We start from the raw sequence: 26283 nt of genomic DNA on the forward strand, positions 1-26283 counted from the left end.
GCCATGACCCGCCCGGCCAACCCGCTGGCGGGCCTGGGCGCGGTGATCTGGCTCGCCGTCGTCCTCGTCCCGGTCTACGTCATGGTCTCGGTCTCCCTGACCCGCCAGGACGAGGCGCTCGGCGGCAACGCCCTCCGCCCGCCGCGCCACCCGACCCTGGCCAACTACGGCACCGTCCTGACGAGCGGCTTCGGCCACTTCCTGGCCAACACCGTGCTGGTCGCGGCCGTGGTGGTGGGGATCGTCCTGGTGCTGTGCGTCCCGCTGGCGTACGTGGCCGTGCGCACCCGCGGCTTCTGGTCGGGCGGCGCCTTCCGGCTGTTCCTGCTGGGCGTGGCCGTCCCCGCGCAGGCGGTGGTGGTCCCGCTCTACCTGATGATCACCAAGCTGAACCTGTACGACAGCCTGCTCGCCGTCGCCCTGCCGACCGCCGCCTTCGCCATGCCGGTCTCCGTGCTGGTGCTCACCGGCACCCTGCGGGACATCCCGGAGGAGCTGTACGAGGCGATGGCCCTGGACGGCGCGTCCCCGGCACGGATGCTGTTCCGGCTGGTCGTGCCGCTGGCCCGGGGCGGCATCGGGACGGTCGTGGTCTACGCGTCGCTCCAGGCGTGGAACGGCTTCCTCTTCCCGCTGATCTTCACCCAGTCCGAGGGCAGCCGGGTGCTGACCCTCGGCCTGTTCACCTATGTCAGCCAGTTCGGCGTGGACATCCCCGCCCTGCTCGCCTCGGTCGTCCTCTCCGGCGTCCCCGTGTTCGCCGTCTACCTGGTGGCCCGGCGCACCCTGGTCGGCGGCCTGATGGGCGCGGGCGGAAAGTGACCGGCTCCCCCATGTCTCCCGACAGGAGTTCCATGACCTCCGCCGCCTGGCGCGACCCCGCCCTGCCCGCCGCCGAACGCGTCGAGGACCTGCTGTCCCGGATGACGCTGCGGGAGAAGACCGCCCAGTTGTACGGCGTCTGGGTGGGCGCCGGCCCGGACGGCGGCGAAGTCGCCCCGCTGCAGAGCGAGATGAGCGCGGTGCCGGACTGGGACGAGCTGATCGCGCACGGCCTCGGCCAGCTCACCCGGTCCTTCGGCACCGCCCCGGTCGACCCGGAACTGGGGGCCCGCGCACTGGCCGCCGCCCAGCGCCGGATCGCCGCCGCGGGCCGCTTCGGCATCCCCGCCCTCGCCCACGAGGAGTGCCTCGCCGGGTTCACCGCGTGGGGCGCCACCGCCTACCCGGTACCGCTGGCCTGGGGCGCCTCCTTCGACCCGGAGCTGGTGGCCGAGGTGGGTGCCCGCATCGGCGGTGACCTGCGCGCGGCCGGCGTCCACCAGGGCCTCGCCCCGGTGCTGGACGTGGTCCGCGACGCCCGCTGGGGCCGGGTGGAGGAAACCGCCGGCGAGGACCCGTACCTGGTCGGCACGGTCGGCGCCGCCTACGTACGCGGCCTGGAGTCGGCCGGGATCGTGGCCACCCTGAAGCACTTCGCCGGGTACGCGGCCTCGGCGGGCGCCCGCAATCTCGCGCCGGTACGGGCGGGCGCGCGGGAGCTGGCCGACGTGACGCTGCCCCCGTTCGAGCTGGCGTTGCGCGAGGGCGGGGCCCGGTCGGTGATGGCCGCGTACACCGAGACCGACGGGGTGCCCGCCTCGGCCGACGCCCGGCTGCTGACCGGGGTGCTGCGCGAGGAGTGGGGGTTCACCGGCACGGTGGTCGCGGACTACTTCGGCGTCGGCTTCCTGCGCACCCAGCACCGGCTCGCCGGGGACCGCGCCGGGGCCGCCCACCTGGCGCTGGAGGCGGGCGTGGACGTGGAGCTGCCCACCGTGGACTGCTACGGCACCGCGCTGACCGACGCCGTCGAGGCGGGCCGCGTCCCCGAGGCCCTGGTGGACCGGGCGGCCCGCCGGGTGCTGCTCCAGAAGTGCGAGCTGGGCCTGCTGGACCTCGACTGGGACCCGGAGCCGGCCGGTCCCGTCGTCCTGGACCCCCCCGAGGGGCGGGCGCTGGCCCGGAGGCTGGCGGAGGAGTCGGTGATCCTGCTGGAGAACCCGGCCGGGCTGCTCCCGCTGGACCCCGGCGCGCGGATCGCGGTGGTCGGCCCGCGCGCCGCCGATCCCCTGGCCATGCTCGGCTGCTACTCCTTCCCGGCGCACGTCCTCCCCCACCACCCCGGAGTCGCGCCGGGCATCGCGATCCCGACCGTGCTGGAGGCGCTGCGGGCCGAACTGCCGGACACCGAGGTCACGTTCACACAAGGCTGCGGGGTGTCGGACGCGGACTCCTCCGGGTTCGCCGGGGCGGTGGCGCGCGCCGCGGAGGCCGATGTGTGCGTGGCGGTGCTCGGCGACCGGGCCGGGCTGTTCGGGCGCGGCACCTCCGGCGAGGGCTGCGACGCGGCCGACCTGAGCCTGCCGGGTGTCCAGGGCGAGCTGCTGGACGCGCTGGTGGCTACCGGCACCCCGGTGGTGCTGGTGCTGCTCACCGGGCGCCCCTACGCGCTGGGCCGCTGGTCGGGGCGGCTCGGCGCGGTGGTGCAGGCGTTCTTCCCCGGCGAGGAGGGCGGCCCTGCGCTGGCCGGTGTTCTGGCGGGCCGGGTGAACCCCTCCGGGCGTCTGCCGGTGAGCGTGCCGCGTACGCCGGGCGGCCAGCCGTGGACCTACCTCCAGCCGCCGCTGGGGCTGGCGAGCGAGGTCAGCAGCCTCGACCCGACCCCGCTGCACCCCTTCGGCCACGGCCTGTCGTACACCGCCTTCACCTGGACGGACTTCGGGCCGCCGGAGGCGGAGACCGGCACCGACGGCGCCTGCGAGGTGGCGGTGACCGTGCGCAACACCGGGGCGCGGGCGGGCGCCGATGTGGTCCAGCTCTACCTACACGACCCGGTGGCCTCGGTGACCCGGCCGGACGTACGGCTGGTCGGCTATCAGCGGGTGGAGCTGGCGCCCGGCGAGGCCCGCCGCGTCACCTTCGCCTTCCACGCCGACCTGGCGTCCTTCACCGGCCTCGCGGGGGTACGGGTGGTCGAGCCGGGGCTGCTGGAGCTGCGGCTCGGCCCGTCCAGCGCCGAGGTCCGGCACACCACCCGGCTCCGGCTGACCGGGCCGGTGCGGGAGGTCGGGCCGGAGCGGGTACTGCGCTGCGGCACCTCGGTGGCACCGGCGGGGTGAGCGGGCCGGGAACGGCGAAGGCCGCCCCGGTCGAACCGGAGCGGCCTTCTGATCTGAGCGCTGGGCAGGGATTGCACCTGCATTTCCCCGCAGGAAGCGGGGCGTCTTGACTTGGACCACCAACGCGCGGCGTTCGTACCGGAGTTGTTCCGGCCGTTCGCTGTGTGATGATCATAGCGCGTGATCGCGGAGGTGCGCCACCCGAGCCGGTCCGGGGTCCCTCAGGCCCCACAGTCCCCTCAGGCCCCTCAGTTTTCGACGCGCTCGAACCGCCACCGGTGCACCGGCCGGGACACCAGCTCCGCGTCCGGCGCCGGAAGCTCCGGCACGTCCGCGTCGTAGGCCGCGTCCCACCAGGTGATGACCAGCACCCGGTCGCCCGGCGCGCGGAAGGTCTCCCGGCGCAGCGGGTGCCCGTCGAGCCGCTGGGCGCGGGCCCAGGCGAGGAGGTCCCCGCCCCGGCCCTCGGCGGCCTTCGCCTCCCACATCAGGGCGACGCTCACGAGTACAGGTTCTCCTTGCTGACCTCGTGGACGTGGTCGTGGTCGTGGCTGTGCCCGTTGCCCGGCACGTGCGGGTCGGTCACCGGCAGGGAGGAGTCGGCGGACAGGTCCCAGTCGGAGGCGGAGCGGTTGCGGGCGACCATCTCGGCGCCGAGCGCGGCGACCATCGCGCCGTTGTCCGTGCACAGCTTGGGACGCGGCACGCGCAGCCGGATGCCGGCCGCCTCGCAACGCTCCTGGGCCAGCGCCCGCAACCGGGAGTTGGCCGCGACACCGCCGCCGATCATCAGGTGGTCCACGCCCTCGTCCTTGCAGGCACGCACGGCCTTGCGGGTGAGTACGTCCACCACGGCCTCCTGGAAGGACGCGGCCACGTCCCGCACCGGCACCTCCTCGCCGGCCGCGCGCTTGGCCTCGATCCAGCGGGCCACGGCGGTCTTGAGGCCGGAGAAGGAGAAGTCGTAGGCGGGGTCGCGCGGGCCGGTCAGGCCGCGCGGGAAGGCGATGGCGCTCGGGTCGCCCTCGCGGGCGTAGCGGTCGATGACCGGGCCGCCGGGGAAGCCCAGGTTCAGCACGCGGGCGATCTTGTCGAACGCCTCGCCGGCCGCGTCGTCGATGGTGGCGCCCATCGGGCGGACGTCGGAGGTGATGTCCGAGGAGAGAAGCAGCGAGGAGTGCCCGCCGGAGACCAGCAGGGCCATGGTCGGCTCGGGCAGCGGGCCGTGCTCCAACTGGTCCACGCAGATGTGCGAGGCGAGGTGGTTCACGCCGTACAGCGGCTTGCCGAGGGCGTAGGCGTACGCCTTGGCCGCCGAGACGCCGACCAGGAGGGCGCCCGCGAGGCCGGGTCCCGCGGTGACCGCGATGCCGTCGAGGTCGCGGGCGGTGACGCCCGCCTCCTTCAGGGCCCGGTCGATGGTCGGCACCATCGCCTCCAGGTGGGCGCGGGACGCCACCTCGGGCACCACACCGCCGAAGCGGGCGTGCTCGTCGACGCTGGAGGCAACCGCGTCGGCGAGCAGGGTGGTGCCGCGCACGATGCCGACGCCGGTCTCGTCGCAGGAGGTCTCGATGCCGAGGACGAGAGGTTCGTCAGCCATTGATCTCGGTTCCTTGCTCGGTTCCTTGTACGTCTTCCAGGGAGGAAGAGGGGTCGGTCAGGCGCATCACCAGGGCGTCCACGTTGCCCGGCTGGTAGTAGCCGCGCCGGAAGCCGATGGGGGCGAAGCCGAAGCGCTCGTAGAGCTTCTGGGCGCGGGTGTTGTCCACCCGGCACTCCAGCATCACCTCGGCGCACTCGAAGGCGGTCGCGGCCCGCAGCAGCTCGGTCAGCAGCCGGGCGCCGAGGCCGGTGCCCTGCTGGTCCCGGGCGACGGCGATGGTCTGCACGTCGCCGAGGTCGCCGGAGGAGGCGAGCCCGGCGTATCCGACGAGCCGGCCGTCGTCCTCCGCGACGAGGTAGCGGCGGGTGGCGCCGTCACCGCGGGCGTGGGCCAGCTCGGACCAGAACATGCCCCGCGACCAGGCGTCCTCGGGGAACAGGTCCTTCTCCAGCTCCAGGACCCGGTCGATGTCCCACCAGCGCATCTCGCGCAGCTTCGCGGTCACTTGGGGGTGACCACCTTGTAGTTCTTCGGCACCTGGGCGTCGGGCCTGCGCAGGTACAGCGGGCGGGGCTCGTCCAGCTCCTCCCCCGCGGCCAGCTTCGCGGCGGCCAGCGAGGCGAGCGCGGCGGCGGACACGTGCTCGGGCTCGTGGACGTCGGGGAAGGTGTCCGGGTACAGCAGGGCGCCCGCGCCCACGGCGGGCAGCCCCGCGACGCGCTCGGCGATGTCGGCCGGGCGGTCCACGGCCGGGCCGGTGAGCCGGGTGCGGGAGTCGGCGTACGTCGCCCAGTAGACCTCCTTGCGCCGGGCGTCGGTCGCCACGACGAAGGGGCCCTTGGCGATGTCGGCCGCGTACGCCAGGCCGTCCAGGGTGCACACGCCGTGCACGGGGACGCCGAGAGCGAGCCCGAAGGTGTCGGCGGTCATCAGGCCGACCCGCAGCCCGGTGTAGGGGCCGGGCCCGGTGCCGACGACGATGCCGGTGACGGCGTCCAGCTTGACCCCGGCGGCGGCGAGCACGCGGTCCACGGCGGGCAGCAGCAGCTCGCCGTGGCGGCGGGCGTCCACCTGGCTCGACGAGGCGACGACGTCCGTCCCGTCGTGCAGGGCGACGGTGACGGCGGGGGTGGCGGTATCCAGAGCGAGCAGAAGCACGCGAACAGCCTACGGCGCCGACGGCTCGCGCACGCCCGTCCCGGTCGGACCGTCACTGACTGCTACGGTCTGTATGAAGTACGACATATCGCGCGAACCATAACGGGTCGGCTCGAGTACGAGGCAGAGGTGGCGCACGTGGCAGGGACCAGCTCGGGGATCGTGGCCGGACTCGTCGCGGTGTCCGTGGGCACCGTCGGCCTCCTCGCCTACCAGGCCGACGCGACCGTCCCGGCGAGCCTGCGCGCCCCCTCGGCGAGCGCCTCCCCCTCGGTGGCCGTCACCAAGGCCCCGCGCGACCGCCGCCACCCCACGGCGCTGCCGGCCGACTCCGGCAAGGGCGAGCGGGTCGTGTACTCGGTCGACGACGACCGCGTCTGGCTGGTGGACGACCATGGCCGCGTGCGGCGCACCTTCGGCGTCCACCCCGGCGGCGTCGACCCGGCGCCCGGCTCCTACTGGGTCACCTCGCGCTCCAACGCCATCACCGGCAGCGACGGCCTCCCGGTCGAACACGTCGTCCGCTTCACCACCGTCGGCGGCGTCACCGTCGGCTTCAGCGCCGCCACCCGCAACGAGGCCGCCGAACCCGGCTCCACCCGCACCGGCGCCATCCGCGAAACCCGCCCGGACGGCGAGGCGATGTGGCAGTTCGCCACGATCGGGGTGCCGGTGGTGGTGATCCGCTGACGGCCGCGCCGGACACGCCTCAATACCGGCTACGCCGCCTCGCGGTGGTCCGGGGTGGATTCGGCGGGGTCCGGCGCCGGGGGCGGGGTGGAGATCGCCTTCGCCGCCGCGCAGGATGCCAGGAGGTCGCGCATGGGGAACTGCGGGGCCGCCCCGGCGAGCGGGGTGCGCTCGGGGCGGGCCGGGGGACGCGGAGCGGACATGGGGCGCCTCCTGAGCTGCGGGGGCGGTCGGAGTTAGGCATGCCTAACCACGGGCTGGGTACCATGTGACCACGCCCGGTACGTCCCGCGCAATACGTTTCCGACAGCCTGTCGGGATATCGGCGCCCTCAGCCCGCGAGCGCGTCCAGCTCCGCCTTCGCCCAGCGGTCCCCGAGTCCGGTGAGCGTCACGTGGCGGACCTCGTCGGTGGTGTCGCCGACCGCGCGGTGGATGAGGATCTCCAGCCGGTCGTCGGTCAGTTCCTCGACCTTGCCCTCGCCCCACTCCACGACGATGACCGACTCGGGCAGCGACACGTCGAGGTCCAGGTCCTCCATGTCGTCCAGCCCGCCGGAGAGCCGGTAGGCGTCGACGTGGACCAGCGGCGGCCCGTCGACCAGCGAGGGGTGGACCCGTGCGATGACGAAGGTGGGCGAGGTGACCGCGCCGCGCACCCCGAGCCCCTCGCCGAGCCCCCGGGTCAGCGTCGTCTTGCCCGCGCCCAGCTCGCCGGTGAGCATCACCAGGTCGCCCGCGCGCAGCAGAGCGGCCAGTCTCAGGCCCAGCTCCCGCATCTGCTCGGGGGAGGTGACGGTGAGCCGGGTCTCAGCCGGGTTGTGCGGTGCTACTGCCTCGTCCATAACCGCTTACGGTAGCCCCTGCCGGTACGGCTCCCGCGCGGGTCAGCAGGTCCGCGAGCCGGTCGGTGACGACCTCGGGGTGCTCCAGCATCACCAGGTGCCCGGCGTCGGGGACGAGCACCAGCTCGGCGTCGGGGAGCAGGTCCGCGATGGCCTCGCTGTGCTCGCTCGGGGTGACCAGGTCCCGTACCCCCGCCAGCACCAGCACCGGCATGTCCTGGAAGCAGGCCAGCGCCTCGGTCTTGTCGTGGTCGGTGAAGGCCGGGTAGAACTCCGCGACCACGTCGATCGGCGTGGACTCGATCATCCGCTCCGCGAACCGCGCCACCGCCGGGTCGATGTCCCGCCCCGCGAACGAGTACCGCTTGATCACCCCGGCGAACAGCTCCGCCGTGGCCCGGCGCCCCTTCTCCACCAGCTCCGCCTGCTGCCCCAGCGCCTTCAGCACGCCCGGCAGCACCCGGCGCACCGCGTTGACCCCGGCCACCGGCAGCCCGAAGTTGACCTCGCCGAGCCGCCCGGAGGAGGTGCCGACGAACGCGGTGGCGACGACCCGGTCCCGGACGTACTCCGGGAACTGCGCGGCCAGCGCCATGATCGTCATCCCGCCCATCGAGTGCCCCACCAGCACCACGGGCCCCTCGGGCACCGCCGCGTCCAGCACCGCCTTCAGGTCCCGGCCGAGCTGGTCGATGGTGACGGGCAGCCCGTCGCGGACCTGGGCCACGCCCCGCCCCGACTCCCCGTGGCTGCGCTGGTCCCAGTGGACGGTGCGGACGACGCCGCGCAGGGCGGCCCGCTGGAAGTGCCAGGAGTCCTGGCCGAGGCAGTAGCCGTGGCAGAAGACGACGGTCACCGGGGCGGGCGCCTTGCGGCCGAAGAGCCTGCGGCGGCGCGGGGAGACGTTCGGGCCGGGGTCGGGCTCGGTGTCGTCGACCTCGTAGTGCAGTTCGGTGCCGTCGTCGGCGACCGCCTTGCCGGGGGTGCCGCGCAGGGTGCCGTAGGGGCCGGTGGAGTCCAGCGCCAGGGCGGCCTTGCGGCGTATCCCGCGGCCGACCGTCATCCGCTCGATGGCGACCCCGGCGGCCGCCCCCGCGGCGAGCACGCCTATCGCGGCGCCGGCGAGACCGGTCGCCCTGCGCCAGCCGCCGGACGCGGCCGTCGCGGCCACCGCGTCCACCACGGCCTCCGCACTGCTCTCGCTCACGTGCCGTTCCCTCCTCGCCGTACTGCCCTCCGCCGGGCCGGTGCGCCCCGGAGCTACCGGACAGTAGCGTGCCCGGTGCCCGCGGGGGTCATCCGTTCACATGGACGCGGGGCACGCGGGTGCCGATCCGGGTGACGATCTCGTACGCGATCGTGCCGCACACCTGCGCCCAGTCCTCGGCGGTGGGCTCGCCCCGGTCGCCGGGCCCGAACAGCACGGCGGGCGTGCCCGGTTCGGGCTCGTCGCCGCCGAGGTCGACCACGAACTGGTCCATCGCCACCCGCCCCGCGACGGTCCGCAGCTTGCCGTCGATCAGCACCGGGCCGCCGTCCGAGGCGTGCCGGGGAATGCCGTCCGCGTAGCCCAGCGGCACCAGGCCGAGGGTGGTCTCGCCGGGGGTGACGTAGTGGTGGCCGTAGCTGACGCCGTGTCCGCCCGGCACCCGCTTGACCAGCGCCAGCGACGCGCTCAGCGTCATCACCGGGCGCAGTCCGAAGTCGGCCGGGGTGCCCAGCTCGGGGCTGGGCGAGATGCCGTACATCGCGATGCCGGTGCGGACGAGGTCGAAGTGGGTCTCCGGCAGGGTCAGCGTGGCCGGGGAGTTGGCGATGTGCCGCACCTCGGGCTCCACGCCCCGCTCCTCCGCGTACGCCACCATCTCCCGGAACCGGGCGAGCTGGGCGGCGATGGAGGGGTGGCCGGGCTCGTCGGCGCACGCGAAGTGGGACCACAGTCCGGTGACCTCGATCAGCCCGGCGGCCTCGGCCTGAAGGGCGGCGCCGACCAGCTCGGGCCAGTCCTCGGGCTGGCAGCCGTTGCGGCCGAGCCCGGTGTCGGCCTTGAGCTGCACCCGCGCCGGGCGGCCCGCCTCGCGGGCGGCGGCGGTGACCTCGCGCAGCGCCCACATGCCGCTCACCGCGACGTCGAGGTCGGCCTCGATCGCCTGCCGCCAGGGCCCGCCGGGCACCCAGAGCCAGCACATGATCCGGCCCGGCAGCCCGGCCGCGCGCAGCGCGAGGGCCTCCTCCGGGGTGGCCGTGCCCAGCCAGGTCGCCCCGGCCTGAAGGGCCGCGCGGGCGCAGGGCACGGCACCGTGGCCGTACGCGTCCGACTTGACGACGGCCATCAGGTGGGCGCCCCGGGCACGGGCGCGCAGCGCCCGGACGTTGGCGCGCAGGGCACCCAGATCGATCTCGGCGCGGGCGCGCAGGGGCGCGGTCGGCACAGCGGAAGTCTCGTTCATGGCGCCCCCAGTCTCTCAGAGGGCGTCGGCGGCCCCGGGCCGCACTCCTCGGCGATCCGCCGCGCTCAGTCCCGTACGACGTCCCGCCAGGCGTCGGGGAGGTGCTCGGTGATGTCCAGCGCGGCGATGGGGGCGCCGCGCGAGGCCAGGCGCCCGGCGAGGCCGTGGAGATAGGCGGCGACGCTGCCCGCGTCCAGGGCGGACAGGTGGGAGGCGAGCAGCGATCCGGCGAGCCCTGACAGCACGTCACCGCTGCCCGCGGTGGCCAGCCAGCCGGTGCCGGTGGAGTTGACCCGGACCGGGCCGCCGCCGGGGCCGGCGACCAGCGTGGTGGAGCCCTTCAGCAGCACCGTCGCCCGGTAGGTGGCGGCCAGTTCGCGCACCGAGGTCAGCCGGGCCGCCTCGACCTCCTCGCGGCGCACCCCCAGCAGGGCGGCGGCCTCGCCGGCGTGAGGGGTCATCAGGGTCGGCGCGGAGCGCCCGCGTACGAGGTCGCGGTCGGCCAGGCGCAGCCCGTCGGCGTCCAGCAGCACGGGCACGTCGGTGCCGAGCACCTCGGCCACGGTCGCCGCGTCGTCCCCGGCGCCCGGTCCCACCACCCATGCCTGCACCCGGCCCGCATGGTCGGGACCCCGGTCGGAGACGAGGGTCTCGGGGAAGCGGGCGACGACCGCCTCCCCGGCGGGGCCGACGTACCGCACGGCCCCCGCGCCGCCGCGAAGCGCGCCGGAGACGGCGAGGACGGCGGCGCCGGGGTAGCGCGCGGAGCCGGCGGCGATGCCGAGCACCCCGCGCCGGTACTTGTCGCTCTCGGCGCCGGGCCGGGGCAGCAGCCGGGCCACGTCCTCGTGCTGGAGGGCCTGGAGCACGGGATCCGGGGGGAGTTCGAGGCCGATCTCGATCATCCGTACCGTCCCGGCGTACTCCCGGCCGGGGTCGATCAGCAGGCCGGGCTTGTAGGCGCCGAAGGTGACGGTGAGGTCGGCGCGTACGGCGGTGCCGGACACCTCGCCGGTGTCCGCGTCGACCCCGCTGGGCAGGTCCACGGCGACGATCGCGGCCCGCGCCCGCTCGGCGGCCGAGGCGAGCCGGGCGGCCTCGGACCTCAGGCCCCCCTTGCCGCCGATGCCGACGACGCCGTCCACCACGAGGTCGGCCCGCTCGATCGCGCCGAGCGCCCGCTCGGGGCCGATGACGGCGCCACCGGCCTGGCGCAGCGCGGCGAGGCCGCCCTGGTGGGCGCGGTCGGGCGTCAGGAGGACGGCGGTGACCCCGGCGCCGCGCCGCCGCAGCCGGGCCCCCGCGTACAGCGCGTCACCGCCGTTGTCGCCGCTGCCGACGAGCAGCACCACCCGGCTGCCGTACACCCGCCCGAGGAACTCGCAGCAGGCGGCGGCCAGTCCGGCGGCCGCCCGCTGCATCAGGGTGCCCTCGGGCAGCCGGGCCATCAGGGCGCGCTCGGCGGCCCGTACCGTCTCCACGCTGTACGCAGTACGCATGGGTCCGAGTCTGCCCCCGGGACGCGGGCCCGCGCACCCGGATGGTTCACCCCTCGGCGATCACCACGGCGGAGGCGACGCCCGCGTCATGGCTGAGCGAGACGTGCCAGGAGCGCACCCCCAGCTCGGCCGCGCGGGCCGCGACGGTGCCCTTGACCCGCAGCCGGGGCTGCCCGCTGGCCTCGACGTACACCTCGGCGTCGGTCCAGAGCAGCCCGGCGGGCGCGCCCAGCGCCTTGGCGAGCGCCTCCTTGGCGGCGAAGCGGGCGGCGAGCGAGGCGATCCCGCGCCGCTCCCCGCCCGGCAGCGTCAGCTCCCCCGCGACGAACAGCCGGGCGGCCAGGTTGGGCGTGCGCTCCAGCGCCGCCCGGAACCGGTCGATCTCGGCCACGTCGATCCCGACCCCGATGATGCTCATGCCGGGAGCCTACGGCCGCCGCCCTACTCGACCGTCACCGACTTCGCCAGGTTCCTCGGCTGGTCCACCTCGTTGCCGCGCGCGGTGGCCAGTTCGCAGGCGAACACCTGGAGCGGCACGGCGGACACCATCGGCTGGAGCAGCGTCGGCGTGGCCGGGACGCGGATCAGATGGTCGGCGTAGGGGACGACCGCCTCGTCGCCCTCCTCGGCGATGACGATGGTGCGGGCGCCGCGGGCGCGGATCTCCTGGATGTTGGAGACGATCTTGTCGTGCAGCACCGAGCGGCCACGCGGGGAGGGCACGATGACGACGACCGGCACGTCCTGCTCGATCAGCGCGATCGGGCCGTGCTTCAGCTCGCCGGCCGCGAAGCCCTCGGCGTGCATGTAGGCGAGTTCCTTGAGCTTGAGGGCGCCTTCCAGGGCGACGGGGTAGCCCACGTGGCGGCCGAGGAAGAGGACCGTGTTCTTCTCCGCCAGGGAGCGGGCGAGCTCCCGTACCGGCTCCATGGTCTCCAGGACGCGGTCGACCGCGCCGGAGATGCGGGAGAGGTCGCGGATGACGTCCCGGATCTCGTCGCCCCACTTGGTGCCGCGCACCTGGCCCAGGTAGAGGGCGACGAGGTAGCAGGCGACCAACTGGGTCAGGAACGCCTTGGTGGAGGCGACGGCGACCTCGGGGCCCGCGTGCGTGTAGAGCACGGCGTCGGACTCGCGCGGGATGGTCGAGCCGTTGGTGTTGCAGATGGCCAGCACCTTGGAGCCCTGCTCGCGGGCGTGCCGGAGCGCCATCAGGGTGTCCATGGTCTCGCCGGACTGGGAGATGGCGATGACCAGCGAACGGCCGTCCAGGATGGGGTCCCGGTAACGGAACTCGCTGGCCAGCTCGACCTCGCAGGGGATGCGGGTCCAGTGCTCGATGGCGTACTTGGCGATCAGCCCGGCGTGGAAGGCGGTGCCGCAGGCGACGATGACGACCTTGTCGACCTCGCGCAGCTCGGCCGCGCCGATCCGCACCTCGTCCAGGGTGAGCGAGCCGGAGGGGTCGATGCGGCCGAGGAGGGTGTCCGCGACGGCCTTGGGCTGCTCGGCGATCTCCTTGAGCATGAAGTAGTCGTAGCCGCCCTTCTCGGCGGCCGAGGCGTCCCAGTCGACGTGGTAGGCGCGGACGTCGGCGGGGCTGCCGTCGAAGCCGGTGACCGTGACGCCGTCGCGGCGCAGCTCGACCACCTGGTCCTGGCCCAGCTCGATCGCCTCGCGGGTGTGCGCGATGAACGCGGCGACGTCGGAGGCGAGGAACGTCTCGCCCTCGCCGACACCCACCACCAGCGGGGAGTTGCGGCGGGCGCCCACCACCACGTCCGGCTCGTCGGCGTGCACGGCGACGAGCGTGAACGCGCCCTCCAGCCGGCGGCACACCAGCCGCATCGCCTCCGCGAGGTCGGCGCTCGCGGAGAACTCCTCCGCCAGCAGGTGCGCGACCACCTCGGTGTCCGTCTCGGAGACCAGGTCGTGGCCGCGCTCGGCGAGTTCGGCGCGCAGTACGGCGAAGTTCTCGATGATGCCGTTGTGCACGACCGCGACCCGGCCCGCGTTGTCCAGATGCGGGTGGGCGTTGACGTCCGTCGGGCCGCCGTGGGTGGCCCAGCGGGTGTGCCCGATGCCGGTGGCACCGGCCGGGAGCGGGTGTTCGCCCAGCTCCTTCTCCAGGTTGACCAGCTTCCCGGCCCGCTTCGCCGTGGCCAGGCCACCGTCCGCGAGCACCGCGACACCGGCGGAGTCGTAGCCCCGGTACTCCAGCCGCTTCAGCCCGGCCATCACCACATCGAGCGCCGACTGCGCCCCTACGTATCCCACGATTCCGCACATGTGCCGCAGCCTACGGTCCGTCAGCGATCGAAAACCGCTTCCGCGTGCCCGGATTCGGAAATTTTCACCCCGGTACGAAGCCCTGAGCGGGCAAAAGGAGAGGCGCCGCGTGGACAGTCTGCCCACGCGGCGCCCGGCCCTCACCTGCTCAGCGCCTGCGCAGCGCCGGGGTCTCCAAGCCGAAGGAGGCGCTGTTCAGCCAGCGCCGCATGTACAGCGCGACGGGACGCTCGACGAGCCGGTGCACCACATAGGCCAGCAGGATCAGCGCGGCCATCGTGGAGATCACCAGGACACGGGGCTCGACCCGGTCGCCGAAGTGGTTGATGACGCTCACGCCGAGCGCGTCGTGCAGCAGATACAGCGGGAAGGTCAGAGTCCCCGCGACGCTCAGCCACCGCCACTGGATGCGGCTGGTCCAGCCCAGCGCGATCACGGCGATCAGCGCGTAGAAGCCCGTGATCGTCAGCACCAGCCAGCCACGCCACGGGTGCCACAGGTCCCAGGCGATGCGGCCGCCGTGCGGGGCGAGGATGAAGTGCATGGAGAGCAGCCACGACATGAGGACGATTCCCCACAGCAGCGGGGTCGCCCGGAACCGGTACATCAGGTAGAAGGCCATGCCCGCGATGAAGAACGGCGCGGAGACCGGGTTGACCAGCACCGTCAGCAGCGGAAGGTGGGCGGCGGGCGCGAGCACCGCAGCGACCGTCCAGATGCCGCAGAAGACCGCCACTCGCGTGTAGGTGAGGCCCTTCCACACCACGATCGAGAACGTCAGGTAGAAGCAGAGCTCGGGCCAGAGCGTCCAGTACACCGAGTCGAGGTCGTCCACGCCGAGCGGCTTCTGGAGCATGGTGAGGTTCGCGAAGACCACCCGCGGGTTGGGGTGCCCCAGAGGGGTGTCGAACGCGTAGATGACCGCCGCCGACACCAGCACGCCGATCCAGTACATCGGGTACAGCCGGGTGACGCGGGAGATGAAGAAGTCCCGCGGCGACCGGCCCCAGGCGCTCATGCAGATCACGAAGCCGCTGATCAGGAAGAACAGGTCGACACCGAGCCGGCCGAAGGCCAGGTAGCGGTGCGAGTCGGGGAAGATCGCCTGATAGGGGCGCCCCCATATGTGCTCCATCGTCCCGGGTACCTGGCCGGTGAAGTGGAAGAGCACCACCGCGACGGCCGCCAGGAACCGCAGCCCGTCGAGCGCGGCCAGCCGCTGGCCCTTCCCGCGAGTGCTGGGCGCGGCCTCCTTCGGCTCCGAGGGTGCCTGTGACACCGGGAGGTGGACGGGGACAGCCTCCTCCACGCGTCGCTCATCGGCCGTGACGGCCACGGCCGTGTCTTCCCTCTGGATCATCCATCCACCGTTTCAGTGCCGGTCTCTGCGTTCGTGCTGTGCGAACTTACGTTCACATGACACGTGGGCGGGAGAAAAGTTGCCCTGCTGTTCCAGAACAACTCCCTCACCGGTCAGCCCAGCTTGGGCACCGGGGCTCCGCGCGGGCCCGCGTGACGCACCCCACGCCCGCCGTCGTTCAAACAGCGTTAACAATGGAATGTGATCTCACCGGTCTCCGCGATGCCCCGGAGCGCCCACCGGCACAGGCCGGAGGCGACTCCCTACGTCGATCTCACCCGCGCCGAATGGAGCGCGCTGCGCGACAAGACGCCGCAGCCGCTCACCGCCGAGGAGGTGGAGAAGCTGCGCGGCCTCGGCGACGTCATCGACCTCGACGAGGTGCGGGACATCTACCTCCCGCTCTCCCGGCTGCTCAACCTCTACGTCGGCGCCACCGACGGCCTCAGAGGCGCCCTGAACACCTTCCTGGGCGAGAAGGGCTCCCAGTCCGGCACCCCCTTCGTCATAGGCGTGGCCGGCTCGGTGGCCGTCGGCAAGTCCACCGTGGCCCGCCTGCTCCAGGCCCTGCTCTCCCGCTGGCCCGAGCACCCCCGCGTGGAGCTGGTCACCACCGACGGTTTCCTGCTGCCCACCAGGGAACTCCAGGCCCGCGGGCTGATGTCCCGCAAGGGCTTCCCCGAGTCCTACGACCGCCGCGCCCTGACCCGCTTCGTCGCCGACATCAAGGCCGGCAAGGACGAGGTCACCGCACCGGTCTACTCCCACCTGATCTACGACATCGTCCCCGGCGAGCGCCTCACCGTGCGCCGCCCGGACATCCTCATCGTCGAGGGCCTCAACGTCCTCCAGCCCGCCCTGCCCGGCAGCGACGGCCGTACCCGCGTCGGCCTGGCGGACTACTTCGACTTCAGCGTGTACGTCGACGCCAGCGGCGAGGACATCGAGCGCTGGTACCTGGAGCGGTTCAAGAAGCTGCGCCAGACCGCGTTCCAGAACCCGTCCTCGTACTTCCGCAAGTACACCCAGGTCTCCGAGGAGGAGGCGGTGGACTACGCGCGCATGCTGTGGCGGACCATCAACAAGCCCAACCTGACCGAGAACATCGCCCCCACCCGCGGCCGGGCCACCCTCCAGCTCCGCAAGGGACCCGATCACACCGTGCAGCGGCTGCGCCTGCGCAAGCTGTAGCGCGGAGGGGGTTGGATGGGCGCATGCTGCACTTGCGTCTGATCGTCCCGGCCGACCGCACGGACGAGGTGGTGCGCCTGATCGAGTCCACGGTCGGCGCCGTCCACCTCGTGGTGCTGCCCGGCGCCGCCCGCGACCCGGCCGGGGACGTGGTGACGTGCGACGTGGCACGGGAGGCGGCCGACGGCCTGCTCTCCCGGCTCCAGGCGCTCGGCATCGACCGCACCGGCTCGATCGCCGCGGACGACATCGACCTGTCGCTGTCCCGGCGCGCCGAGCAGGCCGAGAAGGACGCGCCCGGTGAGGCCGCGGACGCCGTGCTGTGGGAGCACCTGGTCGAGGAGACCCACGAGGAGTCCACCCTCTCGGTGACCTACGTCGCCTTCCTCGCCATCGCCACGATGATCGCGGCCTGTGGTGTGGTGCTGGACAACGCGGTGCTGATCGTGGGCGCGATGGCGGTGGGCCCGGAGTTCGGGCCGCTGGCGGGGATCAGTACCGCGCTGGTGCGCAGGAAACCCCGGCTGGCGGCCCGCTCGCTGGTGGCGCTGGTCGTCGGCTTCGCCGTGGCCATGGCGCTCACCGTCGGATTCAGCGTGCTGATGGACGCCGCCGGGCAGTTCAGCGAGGCCAAGCTGGAGGGCGACCGGCCCAACACCGGCTTCGTGTACGCGCCGGACCCCTTCTCGTTCATCGTGGCGCTGCTCGCGGGCGCCGCGGGCACCCTGTCGCTGACCTCGGCCAAGTCCGGCGCCCTGGTCGGCGTGGCCATCTCGGTCACCACCGTCCCGGCCGCCGCCAACGCCGCCGTGGCCCTCGCCTACGGGGACACCACGCAGACCGTCGGCTCCAGCGAGCAACTGCTGCTGAACCTGTTCGGCATCGTGGTCGCGGGCGTGCTCACCCTCCTGGCCCAGAAGGCGTTCTGGGCCAGGAAGGGCAGGAAGGCCAAGCGGAGCGGGCAGGGCACGCGGAGCGGGCAGGGTACGGACGGCCCGCAGGCCGAAACCGCCTAGCCCAGCGCCGACTTGACCGCGTCCGCCAGTCGCCCGGCGACCGTGCGGGCCTGGTCGATGTCGGCGGCCTCCACCATCACGCGGACCAGCGGCTCGGTGCCCGAGGGACGCAGCAACACCCGCCCGGTCTGACCGAGTTCACGCTCGGCCTCGCCCACGGCGGCCGCGAGGTCGGCCGAGGTGCCCACCCGCGAGCGGTCCACGTCGGGGACGTTGATCAGGACCTGCGGCAGCCGGACCATCACCGACGCCAGCTCACGCAGCGCGCGGCCGGTCTGGGCGACCCGCGCCGCCAGCAGCAGGCCGGTCAGCGTGCCGTCGCCGGTGGTGGCGTGGTCCAGGACGATGACGTGCCCGGACTGCTCGCCGCCGAGGGCGTAGCCGTGCTCCTTCATCTCCTCCAGCACGTACCGGTCGCCCACGGCCGTCTGCACCAGGCGGATGCCGGCCCGCTCCATGGCGAGCTTGAAGCCCAGGTTGGACATGACGGTGGCCACGACGGTGTCGGAGGACAGCGTGGAGCGCTCCCGCATCGCCAGCGCGAGCACGGCGAGGATCTGGTCGCCGTCGACCTCCTCGCCGGTGTGGTCCACGGCCAGGCAGCGGTCGGCGTCACCGTCGTGCGCGATGCCGAGGTCCGCGCCGTGCTCCAGCACGGCGGCCTTCAGCAGACCGAGGTGGGTCGAACCGCAGCCGTCGTTGATGTTGAGGCCGTCCGGCTCGGCACCGATGGTGACGACGGTCGCCCCGGCGCGGGAGAACGCCTCCGGGGAGACACCGGCGGCCGCGCCGTGCGCCTCGTCCAGGACGATCTTCAGCCCGTCGAGCCGGTTGGGCAGCACCGACAGCAGGTGGGTGACATAGGTCTCGAAGCCCGCCTCGTAGTCGCGGACCCGGCCGACCCCGGCGCCGGTGGGGCGCTCCCAGGGCTCGCCGTGGCGGTGCGACTCGTAGACGCCCTCGATCCGGCCCTCCAGCTCGTCCGCGAGCTTGTGGCCGCCGCGGGCGAAGAACTTGATGCCGTTGTCCGGCATCGCGTTGTGGCTGGCGGACAGCATCACACCGAGGTCGGCGCCGAGCGCGCCGGTCAGGTGGGCGACGGCGGGGGTGGGCAGCACACCGACGCGGAGCACGTCCACGCCCGCGCTGGCGAGGCCCGCGACGACGGCGGCTTCCAGGAACTCCCCGGACGCGCGCGGATCACGGCCCACCACGGCGGTCGGCCGGTGTCCCTCGAACGTGCCCGCCTCGGCCAGCACGTGCGCCGCCGCGACGGACAGGCCGAGCGCCATCTCGGCCGTCAGGTCCGCGTTGGCGACGCCACGCACGCCGTCGGTACCGAAGAGTCGTCCCACTTGTCCTCCCGAGAAAGCGTCACTGCTGCCAGGAATCATGGCATGCGCCCGAGCATCCGATCACACAAGCCTTTGAGCGTCTTGTGTCGTTATACGCCCTTGGCGGAGATAAACGAACGCCCCGACGGCACACAGGGCGTGCCGCCGGGGCGTTCGGAGTACGCGCGAAGCGCCGCTGTTTAGCGCTTGCTGTACTGCGGAGCCTTGCGGGCCTTCTTGAGACCGGCCTTCTTGCGCTCGACCGCACGGTCGTCACGCTTGAGGAACCCGGCCTTCTTCAGGGCGCCGCGGTTGTTGTCGACGTCCGCCTCGTTCAGCGCACGGGCGACACCGAGACGGAGCGCACCGGCCTGACCGGAGACACCGCCACCCGCGATGCGGGCGACGACGTCGTAACGGCCCTCGAGCTCGAGCACCTTGAAGGGCTCGTTGACTTCCTGCTGGTGCACCTTGTTCGGGAAGTAGTCCTCGAGGGTGCGACCGTTGATCTTCCACTTGCCGGTGCCCGGAACGATCCGGACGCGGGCGATGGCGTTCTTGCGACGGCCCAGGCCGGCGGCCGGCTGGGGCTCACCGAAGCGGGACGCGAGGGACTCCGAGGTGTACTCGCCCTCGACGGGGAGCTCGGTCTCGGTGGTGTAGCTCTCGATGTCGACGAGCTCGGTCTCTTCGAGCGGCTGCTCGGGGGTGGTCTCGGCCACGATTCTCCTCAGATTCTCTTCAGTCTTAAAGGGTGGCCGGAATTACTGCGCGACCTGGGTGATCTCGAACGGCACCGGCTGCTGGGCAGCGTGCGGGTGCTGGTCGCCCTTGTAGACCTTCAGCTTCGAGAGCATCTGACGGCCGAGGGTGTTCTTGGGGAGCATGCCCTTGACGGCCTTCTCGACGGCCTTCTCGGGGTTCTTGTCCAGCAGCTCGTCGTAACGGACGGAGCGCAGACCACCCGGGTAGCCGGAGTGGCGGTAAGCCATCTTCTGGGTCCGCTTGTTGCCGGACAGGTGCACCTTGTCGGCGTTGATGACGATGACGAAGTCACCGGTGTCGACATGCGGCGCGTAGATCGGCTTGTGCTTGCCCCGGAGGAGGGTCGCGGCGGTGGTGGCGAGACGACCCAGGACGATGTCCTGAGCGTCGATGACGTACCACTGGCGCGTCACATCGCCGGGCTTGGGGCTGTACGTACGCACGGTTCGTAGCCTTCGCTTCGAGTGAATGGTCCTGAACAGGTCACCGAAACGATCACGACAGCCTCGATCGCACTGCGGTGACGCAACCGCGTGCAGATCGCTGGTCATCGGCCCGGTGGACCGGTGTAAGGGCCCGTCCCGTGAGAATGAGCAAGCCAATACACAACGAGGAGCCAGGTTACTAGGCCGCCCCCGGACGGGTCAAAACGAGCTTGCCGGAAATCCTCCCGGCCGCAATGTTCCCCCGTGCGCCGAAGGTCCCCGTATCGCCTCCGGGCCCGCTCCCCGCGGGCACGCCGGGACCGCGCGCCCCCCTCTAAGATGCGCCCCATGAGTTACGGGCAGGGGGGTCCCCAGTCTCAGTGGGACCCCTGGACACCACAATCCCAGCAGCCGTGGAAGAGCGGCGACGACGACGGAACCCCGGACTGGGCCGCACTCGCGGACGCCTCGGAGAACCGTAAGAAGCGTCGCAAGGTGCTGCTCGTCGCGGGCGGCGTGCTCGCCACGGGCGCGATAGGCACCGCCGTCGCCATGGCCGTGTCGAACACGGGCGGCGACAGCCGGGCGGGCGGTCCCTCCAGCCTGCCCGCGACCGCGTCCCTGCCGGGCGGCACGGCGACCACGGCCCCCTCCTTCGCCCCGACCAGCGCGCCACCGCCGCTGGACCCGAAGGACTTCATAGCCAGCGCCAACAAGGACACCGCCCCGCTGAGCCCGGAGACCCTGTTCCCCGGCACCCAGCTCACCATGGGCGAGACGGTGTACAAGAAGGGCGCCACCAGCGACAGCAAGAACTGCGCGACCGGCGCCGGCGGCACCCTGGCCAAGGCGCTCGCCGCGGGGAAGTGCACCCGCCTGATGCGGGTCAGCTACCAGAAGGACGGCGTGGCCGTCACCGTGGGCGTCGCCGTCTTCGACAACGACACCGACGCCCAGCGCTTCAAGGACCGCGCCGACAAGAGGAGCATCGTCGCCGCACTGCCCGGCAAGGGCGTCAAGGCGTTCTGCGACTCCGCGATCTGCCGCTCCACCACCAACACCCTCGGCCGGTACGCCTACTTCACGATCGCCGGGTTCACCGACGGCAGGGACGTGACGACCAAGGACACCAAGGTGTTCGCGGCCGGCAACGACCTGGCCCAGTTCTCCTTCCGCCAGATCCGGCGGCGCGGCGAGGCCCAGGCGTCGGCGGCCGCCAGCCAGTAGGCGCCCCCCGGCTCAGCAGCAGCCCGCCGACGGCAGCGAGCGCCGGTTGCGCGCCTCCTTGTTCCGGGCGGCCAGCAGCTCGTCGGCGGGGTAGCCGACCTCCTCCAGCGTCAGCCCGTGCGGCCGCACCACATGCACGGCGGAGTCCCGCACCCCGGCGCGGAGCACCTTCCCCGGCCACTCCGGCCCCCGGTGCCCGTCACCGGTGAACAGCAGGGCGCCGATCAGCGAGCGCACCATGTTGTGGCAGAAGGCGTCCGCGCGGACGGTGGCGGTGATCACACCGTCCGCACCGCGCACCAGGCTCAGCTCCTGGAGGGTGCGGATGGTGGTCGCGCCCTCGCGCTTCTTGCAGTACGCCGCGAAGTCGTGCTCGCCCAGCAGGGCGCGGGCCGCCTCGTTCATCGCGTCCACGTCCAACGGCCAGTCGTGCCACAGGACATGGTTGCGCAGCAGCGGGTCGACACCACCGGGGTTGTCGGTGACGCGGTACGCGTAGCGCCGCCAGACGGCGGAGAAACGGGCGTTGAAGCCGGGCGGTGCCTCGGTCAGGGACCAGACCCGCACGTCCTTGGACAGCCGGCCCGCGAGCCGCTTCAGGAGCTTCTCCCGGTGCTCGGCCCACACCGGCTCGGGCAGGTCGACATGGGCGACCTGGCCGCGCGCGTGCACCCCGGCGTCCGTCCGCCCGGCCACGGTCAGCTCGTACGTCTCCTTCGACCGGGTCACCGTGCGCAGGGCGTCCTCGATCTCGCCCTGCACCGTCCGCCGGCCGCCGGCCTGCTTGGCCCACCCGTGGAAGTCGGTGCCGTCGTAGGACAGGTCGAGGCGGATACGGACATGGCCGGGCTGTGCTTCGTCACTCACGCGGGAATCCTCTCAAAACAAGAAAGCGGGCCCGCCCCCGTAGGGACGGACCCGCTTCTTGGGCGTCAGCCTCAGGCGTCCTTGCCGCTTTCGTCAGCCGCTTCCGCGGCGGGCTCGGCGGGAGCCTCGGTGGCCTCGGTCTGCTCGACCTTCGCCTCCTCGGACTCCTTGACCGCACGCTTGGTGGCGGCCTCGGCCTCACCGGTGGCCTGCTGCGCGACGGTCAGCGCCTCGACCAGCTCGATGACAGCCATGGGCGCGTTGTCGCCACGGCGGTTACCGATCTTGGTGATGCGGGTGTAACCACCGGGGCGGTTCTCGTAGCGCGGGCCGATCTCGGCGAAGAGCGTGTGGACGACGCTCTTGTCCGTGATCACCTGGAGCACCTGACGGCGGTTGTGAAGGTCGCCCTTCTTCGCCTTGGTGACCAGACGCTCGGCGTACGGGCGCAGACGGCGCGCCTTCGCCTCGGTGGTGGTGATACGGCCGTGCTCGAAGAGGCTCTTCGCGAGGTTCGCGAGGAGCAGCTTCTCGTGCGCGGCGCTGCCGCCCAGACGGGCACCCTTGGAGGGCTTCGGCATGATGTTTCTCCTAAGTGTCTGCCCCGGCCGTGTCAGGTACCGGAGTCAGTATCCGAGCGAGCGGTTGCCCTTCGGAGATCCGGGCGTCTTTTCAGATGCCCGGAGTGGTCCGCGCCCCATAGGGGCGCGGGGAACTGCGCGACCAGCCACAACGGACCGGCAGCCGACTCAGTACTGCTCGGTCTCCACGAAACCCGCGTCCGCGTCGTCGTCCGCACCGAAGGCGTCGGCCGCGGCGGTCGGGTCGAAGCCGGGAGGCGAGTCCTTGAGCGCGAGGCCCATACCGGCCAGCTTCGCCTTGACCTCGTCGATCGACTTCGCACCGAAGTTGCGGATGTCGAGCAGGTCGGCCTCGGAGCGGGCGACCAGCTCACCCACGGAGTGGATGCCCTCACGCTTGAGGCAGTTGTACGACCGGACGGTCAGCTCCAGCTCCTCGATGGGAAGAGCCAGGTCGGCGGCCAGGGCGGCGTCCGTGGGGGACGGGCCCATGTCGATGCCCTCGGCGTCGATGTTCAGCTCGCGGGCGAGACCGAACAGCTCGACCAGGGTCTTGCCGGCGGAGGCCATGGCGTCACGGGGACGCATCGCCTGCTTGGTCTCGACGTCGACGATCAGCTTGTCGAAGTCGGTGCGCTGCTCGACACGCGTGGCCTCGACCTTGTACGTGACCTTGAGAACCGGCGAGTAGATGGAGTCGACCGGGATACGGCCGATCTCCTGGCCCACCTGCTTGTTCTGCACGGCGGAGACGTAGCCGCGACCGCGCTCGACGGTCAGCTCCATCTCCAGCTTGCCCTTGCCGTTGAGCGTGGCGAGGACGAGGTCGGGGTTGTGCACCTCGACACCGGCCGGGGGCGCGATGTCGGCGGCGGTGACCAGACCCGGGCCCTGCTTGCGCAGGTACATCACGACCGGCTCGTCGTGCTCCGAGGAGACCACGAGCTGCTTGATGTTGAGGATCAGGTCGGTGACGTCCTCCTTGACGCCCGGCACGGTGGTGAACTCGTGCAGGACACCGTCGATCCGGATGCTGGTGACAGCGGCACCGGGGATCGAGGAGAGGAGGGTACGGCGCAGGGAGTTGCCGAGGGTGTAACCGAAGCCCGGCTCCAGCGGCTCGATCACGAACCGGGAGCGGAACTCGTCGACGACCTCTTCGGTCAACGAGGGACGCTGAGCGATCAGCATGTGTGAATCCTTCAGTCAGGGGCGCCCGCTATTTGACGCCCGACTCAGTACTGCAAGGGTACGGGCGGCACGGCCCGAAAGAGCCGTACCGCCCGGACCCGCGAAACCAGCGGAGCGCTGTGCGTCAGACGCGGCGGCGCGGATCACCCCCGCTGCTGCGGGGAAGCGCGCCGCCCCGGATCAGACGCGGCGGCGCTTCGGCGGGCGGCAGCCGTTGTGCGGGGTCGGGGTGACGTCCTGGATGGAGCCGACCTCGAGGCCCGTGGCCTGCAGGGAGCGGATCGCGGTCTCACGACCGGAACCCGGACCCTTGACGAACACGTCGACCTTGCGCATGCCGTGCTCCTGGGCGCGGCGGGCAGCCGACTCGGCGGCCATCTGCGCGGCGAACGGCGTCGACTTCCGGGAACCCTTGAAGCCGACGTGGCCGGCGGAGGCCCAGGAGATCACGTTGCCGGACGGGTCCGTGATCGAGACGATCGTGTTGTTGAACGTGCTCTTGATGTGCGCGTGGCCGTGAGCGACGTTCTTCTTTTCCTTGCGGCGCACCTTCTTGGCAGCGCCCTGACGTCCCTTGGGGGGCATCTACAAACTCCTACGGGGAGGTGGTCGGTCCTACAGCGAAGACCGCTGATGAAGCGTTGTCCGCTGAGGACTACTTCTTGCCCGGCTTCTTCTTGCCGGCGATGGCGCGACGCGGGCCCTTGCGGGTGCGGGCGTTGGTGCTGGTGCGCTGACCGCGGACGGGCAGGCCGCGACGGTGACGGAGACCCTGGTAGCAACCGATCTCGACCTTGCGGCGGATGTCGGCCTGGATCTCGCGACGGAGGTCACCCTCGGTCTTGATGTTGCTGTCCACGTACTCGCGGATCGCGACGAGCTGCTCTTCGCTCAGGTCGCGGACGCGGGTGTTCGGGTCGACGCCGGTCGCAGCCAGCGTCTCCTGGGAGAGGGTCCGGCCGATGCCGAACACGTAGGTGAGGGCGACCTCCACACGCTTTTCGCGCGGGATGTCAACACCGGAAACGCGTGCCATTCAATGGCTCCTGGTGATTCTTCGGAGGTCTTCCACAGAACCGGTTCCCGGCCGCCGTACGAGGTACGAACCGGGTCCTCGGCCTCCGACCGAGGGTGTCGAGCTGGTTGGCTCGGGCTCTGCGTATGAACAAATTCAGCTCGCGTCGCGCGAATCCCTGCGATGAGTGCAGAGGGTTCGGCCGTGCGTCAGCCCTGGCGCTGCTTGTGGCGCGGGTTGTCGCAGATGACCATGACCCGGCCGTGACGGCGGATCACCCTGCACTTGTCGCAGATCTTCTTGACGCTCGGCTTGACCTTCATGGGGTGAGGTTCTCCGGGTCAGTGCCACCACCCCGGCGGAGCCGGGATGCGGGCAAGATCTACTTGTACCGGTAGACGATCCGGCCACGCGTCAGGTCGTACGGAGACAGCTCCACCACGACCCGGTCGTCAGGGAGGATACGGATGTAGTGCATACGCATCTTGCCGCTGATGTGTGCCAGGACCTGGTGGCCGTTCTGGAGCTCGACCTTGAACATGGCGTTCGGCAGAGACTCGACGACAGTGCCCTCGATCTCGATGGCACCTTGCTTCTTGGCCACGCTTCGCCCTTCGAATCGACTACCTTGATCGACTCCCCTGCTTTTCCCTTACGGGCGCATGCGGACATGCGGGTGCACGAGAGCCGACGAGTCAGTCTACGTCAGCACACCCGGAAAAACGAATCGAAGAATTCTGCCCCATACCACTGATCGTTATGCGAGCGGATCAGGAGCGGCCGTGACGCCGTACTCGGCCAGCTTGGCCTTGCCGCCGTCCGGGGCTGTGAGGACCAGGGGGCCCTGTTCGGTCAGGGCCACTGAGTGTTCCCAGTGGGAGGACCAGGTGCCGTCGGTGGTGATGACCGTCCAGTCGTCCTCGAGGACCTTCGTGCGGGGGGTGCCGAGGGAGACCATGGGCTCGATGGCGAGGCAGAAGCCGGGGACCAGCTTGGGGCCCTTGCCCCGGCGCCGCTCGACGTAGTTCAGCAGGTGCGGGTCCATGTGCATCTCGGTGCCGATGCCGTGGCCGCCGTAGTCCTCGACGATGCCGTACTTGCCGCCGCCCGGCTTCGGCTGCCGGCGGATGTACGTCTCGATCGCGCGGGAGATGTCGACCAGCCGGTTGCCCAGCTTCATCGCAGCGATCCCGGCCCACATCGATTCCTCGGTCACCCGCGACAGCTCGACCAGCTCCGGGGCGTGCCCCGAGCCGACGAAGGCGGTGTAGGCCGCGTCACCGTGCCAGCCGTCCACGATCGCGCCGCAGTCGATGGAGATGATGTCGCCGTCGTTCAGCACGACGCTCTCGGAGGGGATGCCGTGCACCACCACGTCGTTGACCGACGTGCAGATGGTCGCGGGGAAACCGCCGTACCCGAGGAAGTTCGACTTCGCGCCGTGCTCGTCCAGCACCTTGCGCGCCACGTCGTCCAGGTCCTTGGTGGTCGCGCCGGGCACCGCCGCCTCGCGGGTGGCCGCGTGGATCGCGGCGACGACCAGGCCCGCCGCCCGCATCTTCGCGATCTGCTCGGGGGTCTTGATCTGCACCATGGGGGGCCTGCGCTCTCCGT

Annotated in this window: 29 protein-coding genes; 6 read left to right on the plus strand and 23 right to left on the minus strand. The window is 71.9% G+C overall.

The genetic code is table 11. From position 1 onward, the window contains the following. The first annotated feature begins 3 nt into the window (after positions 1-3). Positions 4-822, plus strand: a complete 819-nt coding sequence (locus tag ACZ3HQ_RS04040) for a carbohydrate ABC transporter permease (protein ID WP_467507787.1) — start codon at positions 4-6, stop codon at positions 820-822. 32 nt (positions 823-854) lie between these two features. Next, the gene (locus tag ACZ3HQ_RS04045) at positions 855-3161 is read left to right on the plus strand and encodes a beta-xylosidase/alpha-l-arabinosidase (protein ID WP_467507788.1); all 2307 of its coding nucleotides are present in this window, start codon (positions 855-857) and stop codon (positions 3159-3161) included. A gap of 248 nt (positions 3162-3409) precedes the next feature. On the opposite strand, the gene ACZ3HQ_RS04050 is transcribed toward ACZ3HQ_RS04045, so the two are convergent. From ACZ3HQ_RS04050 to tsaB, 4 genes are read right to left on the minus strand one after another with little or no spacing between them, the layout of a single operon-like run. After that, complete coding sequence (locus tag ACZ3HQ_RS04050; RefSeq protein ID WP_467507789.1) at positions 3410-3664, minus strand: hypothetical protein; 255 nt, start codon at positions 3662-3664, stop codon at positions 3410-3412. Continuing rightward, positions 3661-4764 (minus strand): tRNA (adenosine(37)-N6)-threonylcarbamoyltransferase complex transferase subunit TsaD, encoded by a 1104-nt coding sequence (gene tsaD / locus ACZ3HQ_RS04055; RefSeq protein WP_467507791.1) that lies wholly within the window; start codon positions 4762-4764, stop codon positions 3661-3663. Before tsaD ends, ACZ3HQ_RS04050 begins: the two co-directional genes overlap by 4 nt. Next, on the minus strand, positions 4757-5251 hold the full coding sequence (gene rimI, locus ACZ3HQ_RS04060; protein WP_467508000.1) for a ribosomal protein S18-alanine N-acetyltransferase: 495 nt from the start codon (positions 5249-5251) through the stop codon (positions 4757-4759). Before rimI ends, tsaD begins: the two co-directional genes overlap by 8 nt. Positions 5252-5268: 17 nt before the next feature. Beyond that, positions 5269-5925: a tRNA (adenosine(37)-N6)-threonylcarbamoyltransferase complex dimerization subunit type 1 TsaB gene (gene tsaB / locus ACZ3HQ_RS04065; protein WP_135783701.1), complete on the minus strand. Its 657-nt coding sequence runs from the start codon at positions 5923-5925 to the stop codon at positions 5269-5271. A 138-nt stretch (positions 5926-6063) separates the two neighbouring features. On the opposite strand from tsaB, the gene ACZ3HQ_RS04070 reads away from it, so the two are divergent. Beyond that, entirely contained in the window at positions 6064-6615 is a 552-nt protein-coding gene (locus tag ACZ3HQ_RS04070) for a hypothetical protein (RefSeq protein WP_467507793.1), read from the plus strand. Positions 6616-6644: 29 nt separating this feature from the next. Here ACZ3HQ_RS04070 and ACZ3HQ_RS04075 read toward each other — a convergent pair whose 3' ends face one another. The 8 genes from ACZ3HQ_RS04075 to ACZ3HQ_RS04110 all read right to left on the minus strand — a co-directional run bounded on the left by ACZ3HQ_RS04075 (position 6645) and on the right by ACZ3HQ_RS04110 (position 15057). Next, a complete protein-coding gene (locus tag ACZ3HQ_RS04075) occupies positions 6645-6818 on the minus strand; it encodes a hypothetical protein (RefSeq protein ID WP_467507795.1) in 174 nt (57 codons plus the stop codon). A 128-nt stretch (positions 6819-6946) separates the two neighbouring features. After that, the gene (gene tsaE / locus ACZ3HQ_RS04080; RefSeq protein WP_467507796.1) at positions 6947-7459 is read right to left on the minus strand and encodes a tRNA (adenosine(37)-N6)-threonylcarbamoyltransferase complex ATPase subunit type 1 TsaE; all 513 of its coding nucleotides are present in this window, start codon (positions 7457-7459) and stop codon (positions 6947-6949) included. Next, positions 7425-8666: an alpha/beta fold hydrolase gene (locus ACZ3HQ_RS04085; protein WP_467507798.1), complete on the minus strand. Its 1242-nt coding sequence runs from the start codon at positions 8664-8666 to the stop codon at positions 7425-7427. Before ACZ3HQ_RS04085 ends, tsaE begins: the two co-directional genes overlap by 35 nt. Before the next feature lie 88 nt (positions 8667-8754). Beyond that, positions 8755-9909 (minus strand): alanine racemase, encoded by a 1155-nt coding sequence (alr, locus tag ACZ3HQ_RS04090; RefSeq protein ID WP_467507800.1) that lies wholly within the window; start codon positions 9907-9909, stop codon positions 8755-8757. A gap of 65 nt (positions 9910-9974) precedes the next feature. After that, positions 9975-11408, minus strand: a complete 1434-nt coding sequence (locus ACZ3HQ_RS04095; RefSeq protein WP_467507802.1) for an NAD(P)H-hydrate dehydratase — start codon at positions 11406-11408, stop codon at positions 9975-9977. A 46-nt stretch (positions 11409-11454) separates the two neighbouring features. After that, the gene (locus tag ACZ3HQ_RS04100; protein WP_086692735.1) at positions 11455-11826 is read right to left on the minus strand and encodes a holo-ACP synthase; all 372 of its coding nucleotides are present in this window, start codon (positions 11824-11826) and stop codon (positions 11455-11457) included. 23 nt (positions 11827-11849) lie between these two features. Next, a complete protein-coding gene (gene glmS, locus ACZ3HQ_RS04105) occupies positions 11850-13697 on the minus strand; it encodes a glutamine--fructose-6-phosphate transaminase (isomerizing) (protein ID WP_467507804.1) in 1848 nt (615 codons plus the stop codon). Positions 13698-13845: 148 nt separating this feature from the next. Beyond that, on the minus strand, positions 13846-15057 hold the full coding sequence (locus tag ACZ3HQ_RS04110; RefSeq protein WP_467507807.1) for an acyltransferase family protein: 1212 nt from the start codon (positions 15055-15057) through the stop codon (positions 13846-13848). A 222-nt stretch (positions 15058-15279) separates the two neighbouring features. Between ACZ3HQ_RS04110 and coaA the strand changes: the two genes are divergently transcribed. Then, on the plus strand, positions 15280-16248 hold the full coding sequence (coaA, locus tag ACZ3HQ_RS04115) for a type I pantothenate kinase (protein ID WP_467508002.1): 969 nt from the start codon (positions 15280-15282) through the stop codon (positions 16246-16248). Positions 16249-16271: 23 nt separating this feature from the next. Then, positions 16272-17264 (plus strand): DUF389 domain-containing protein, encoded by a 993-nt coding sequence (locus tag ACZ3HQ_RS04120; RefSeq protein WP_467507809.1) that lies wholly within the window; start codon positions 16272-16274, stop codon positions 17262-17264. Here the strand turns inward: ACZ3HQ_RS04120 and glmM are convergent. From glmM to rplM, 3 genes are all read right to left on the minus strand, one after another. Beyond that, positions 17261-18619: a phosphoglucosamine mutase gene (glmM, locus tag ACZ3HQ_RS04125; RefSeq protein ID WP_467507811.1), complete on the minus strand. Its 1359-nt coding sequence runs from the start codon at positions 18617-18619 to the stop codon at positions 17261-17263. The two genes, ACZ3HQ_RS04120 and glmM, sit on opposite strands and share 4 nt — an antisense overlap. 179 nt (positions 18620-18798) lie before the next feature. Next, on the minus strand, positions 18799-19320 hold the full coding sequence (rpsI, locus tag ACZ3HQ_RS04130) for a 30S ribosomal protein S9 (protein WP_086692746.1): 522 nt from the start codon (positions 19318-19320) through the stop codon (positions 18799-18801). A gap of 42 nt (positions 19321-19362) precedes the next feature. Continuing rightward, positions 19363-19806, minus strand: coding sequence for a 50S ribosomal protein L13 (gene rplM / locus ACZ3HQ_RS04135; protein WP_467507813.1), 444 nt, complete (start codon positions 19804-19806; stop codon positions 19363-19365). Positions 19807-20136: 330 nt separating this feature from the next. Between rplM and ACZ3HQ_RS04140 the strand changes: the two genes are divergently transcribed. Continuing rightward, positions 20137-21015, plus strand: coding sequence for a hypothetical protein (locus ACZ3HQ_RS04140; RefSeq protein WP_467507814.1), 879 nt, complete (start codon positions 20137-20139; stop codon positions 21013-21015). Positions 21016-21027: 12 nt separating this feature from the next. On the opposite strand, the gene truA is transcribed toward ACZ3HQ_RS04140, so the two are convergent. The 8 genes from truA to map form a co-directional block, all read right to left on the minus strand. Continuing rightward, entirely contained in the window at positions 21028-21882 is an 855-nt protein-coding gene (gene truA / locus ACZ3HQ_RS04145) for a tRNA pseudouridine(38-40) synthase TruA (RefSeq protein ID WP_467507816.1), read from the minus strand. A gap of 71 nt (positions 21883-21953) precedes the next feature. Further along, positions 21954-22463, minus strand: a complete 510-nt coding sequence (gene rplQ, locus ACZ3HQ_RS04150; protein WP_467507818.1) for a 50S ribosomal protein L17 — start codon at positions 22461-22463, stop codon at positions 21954-21956. Between the two features lie 168 nt (positions 22464-22631). Then, positions 22632-23654: a DNA-directed RNA polymerase subunit alpha gene (locus ACZ3HQ_RS04155; protein ID WP_003966937.1), complete on the minus strand. Its 1023-nt coding sequence runs from the start codon at positions 23652-23654 to the stop codon at positions 22632-22634. 180 nt (positions 23655-23834) lie between these two features. After that, positions 23835-24239, minus strand: coding sequence for a 30S ribosomal protein S11 (gene rpsK, locus ACZ3HQ_RS04160; RefSeq protein ID WP_003956432.1), 405 nt, complete (start codon positions 24237-24239; stop codon positions 23835-23837). Between the two features lie 70 nt (positions 24240-24309). Next, entirely contained in the window at positions 24310-24690 is a 381-nt protein-coding gene (gene rpsM / locus ACZ3HQ_RS04165; RefSeq protein ID WP_018543922.1) for a 30S ribosomal protein S13, read from the minus strand. Between the two features lie 188 nt (positions 24691-24878). Further along, a complete protein-coding gene (gene rpmJ, locus ACZ3HQ_RS04170) occupies positions 24879-24992 on the minus strand; it encodes a 50S ribosomal protein L36 (RefSeq protein WP_003974245.1) in 114 nt (37 codons plus the stop codon). 59 nt (positions 24993-25051) lie between these two features. Then, entirely contained in the window at positions 25052-25273 is a 222-nt protein-coding gene (infA, locus tag ACZ3HQ_RS04175) for a translation initiation factor IF-1 (protein ID WP_003948620.1), read from the minus strand. A gap of 153 nt (positions 25274-25426) precedes the next feature. Next, positions 25427-26263, minus strand: coding sequence for a type I methionyl aminopeptidase (gene map / locus ACZ3HQ_RS04180; RefSeq protein WP_467507819.1), 837 nt, complete (start codon positions 26261-26263; stop codon positions 25427-25429). Positions 26264-26283 lie beyond the last annotated feature (20 nt).

The organism is Streptomyces sp. NPDC018263, assembly GCF_055562575.1.

Bases quoted from the DNA above. Each gene is read 5' to 3' on its own strand.
- ACZ3HQ_RS04040 (WP_467507787.1), top strand. From the start codon at position 4: ATGACCCGCCCGGCCAACCCGCTGGCGGGCCTGGGCGCGGTGATCTGG.
- ACZ3HQ_RS04045 (WP_467507788.1), top strand. From the start codon at position 855: ATGACCTCCGCCGCCTGGCGCGACCCCGCCCTGCCCGCCGCCGAACGC.
- tsaD (WP_467507791.1), bottom strand. From the start codon at position 4,764: ATGGCTGACGAACCTCTCGTCCTCGGCATCGAGACCTCCTGCGACGAG.
- rimI (WP_467508000.1), bottom strand. From the start codon at position 5,251: ATGCGCTGGTGGGACATCGACCGGGTCCTGGAGCTGGAGAAGGACCTG.
- ACZ3HQ_RS04075 (WP_467507795.1), bottom strand. From the start codon at position 6,818: ATGTCCGCTCCGCGTCCCCCGGCCCGCCCCGAGCGCACCCCGCTCGCC.
- tsaE (WP_467507796.1), bottom strand. From the start codon at position 7,459: ATGGACGAGGCAGTAGCACCGCACAACCCGGCTGAGACCCGGCTCACC.
- alr (WP_467507800.1), bottom strand. From the start codon at position 9,909: ATGAACGAGACTTCCGCTGTGCCGACCGCGCCCCTGCGCGCCCGCGCC.
- ACZ3HQ_RS04095 (WP_467507802.1), bottom strand. From the start codon at position 11,408: ATGCGTACTGCGTACAGCGTGGAGACGGTACGGGCCGCCGAGCGCGCC.
- ACZ3HQ_RS04100 (WP_086692735.1), bottom strand. From the start codon at position 11,826: ATGAGCATCATCGGGGTCGGGATCGACGTGGCCGAGATCGACCGGTTC.
- glmS (WP_467507804.1), bottom strand. From the start codon at position 13,697: ATGTGCGGAATCGTGGGATACGTAGGGGCGCAGTCGGCGCTCGATGTG.
- ACZ3HQ_RS04110 (WP_467507807.1), bottom strand. From the start codon at position 15,057: ATGATCCAGAGGGAAGACACGGCCGTGGCCGTCACGGCCGATGAGCGA.
- coaA (WP_467508002.1), top strand. From the start codon at position 15,280: ATGCCCCGGAGCGCCCACCGGCACAGGCCGGAGGCGACTCCCTACGTC.
- ACZ3HQ_RS04120 (WP_467507809.1), top strand. From the start codon at position 16,272: ATGCTGCACTTGCGTCTGATCGTCCCGGCCGACCGCACGGACGAGGTG.
- ACZ3HQ_RS04140 (WP_467507814.1), top strand. From the start codon at position 20,137: ATGAGTTACGGGCAGGGGGGTCCCCAGTCTCAGTGGGACCCCTGGACA.
- rplQ (WP_467507818.1), bottom strand. From the start codon at position 22,463: ATGCCGAAGCCCTCCAAGGGTGCCCGTCTGGGCGGCAGCGCCGCGCAC.
- ACZ3HQ_RS04155 (WP_003966937.1), bottom strand. From the start codon at position 23,654: ATGCTGATCGCTCAGCGTCCCTCGTTGACCGAAGAGGTCGTCGACGAG.
- rpsK (WP_003956432.1), bottom strand. From the start codon at position 24,239: ATGCCCCCCAAGGGACGTCAGGGCGCTGCCAAGAAGGTGCGCCGCAAG.
- rpsM (WP_018543922.1), bottom strand. From the start codon at position 24,690: ATGGCACGCGTTTCCGGTGTTGACATCCCGCGCGAAAAGCGTGTGGAG.
- rpmJ (WP_003974245.1), bottom strand. From the start codon at position 24,992: ATGAAGGTCAAGCCGAGCGTCAAGAAGATCTGCGACAAGTGCAGGGTG.
- map (WP_467507819.1), bottom strand. From the start codon at position 26,263: ATGGTGCAGATCAAGACCCCCGAGCAGATCGCGAAGATGCGGGCGGCG.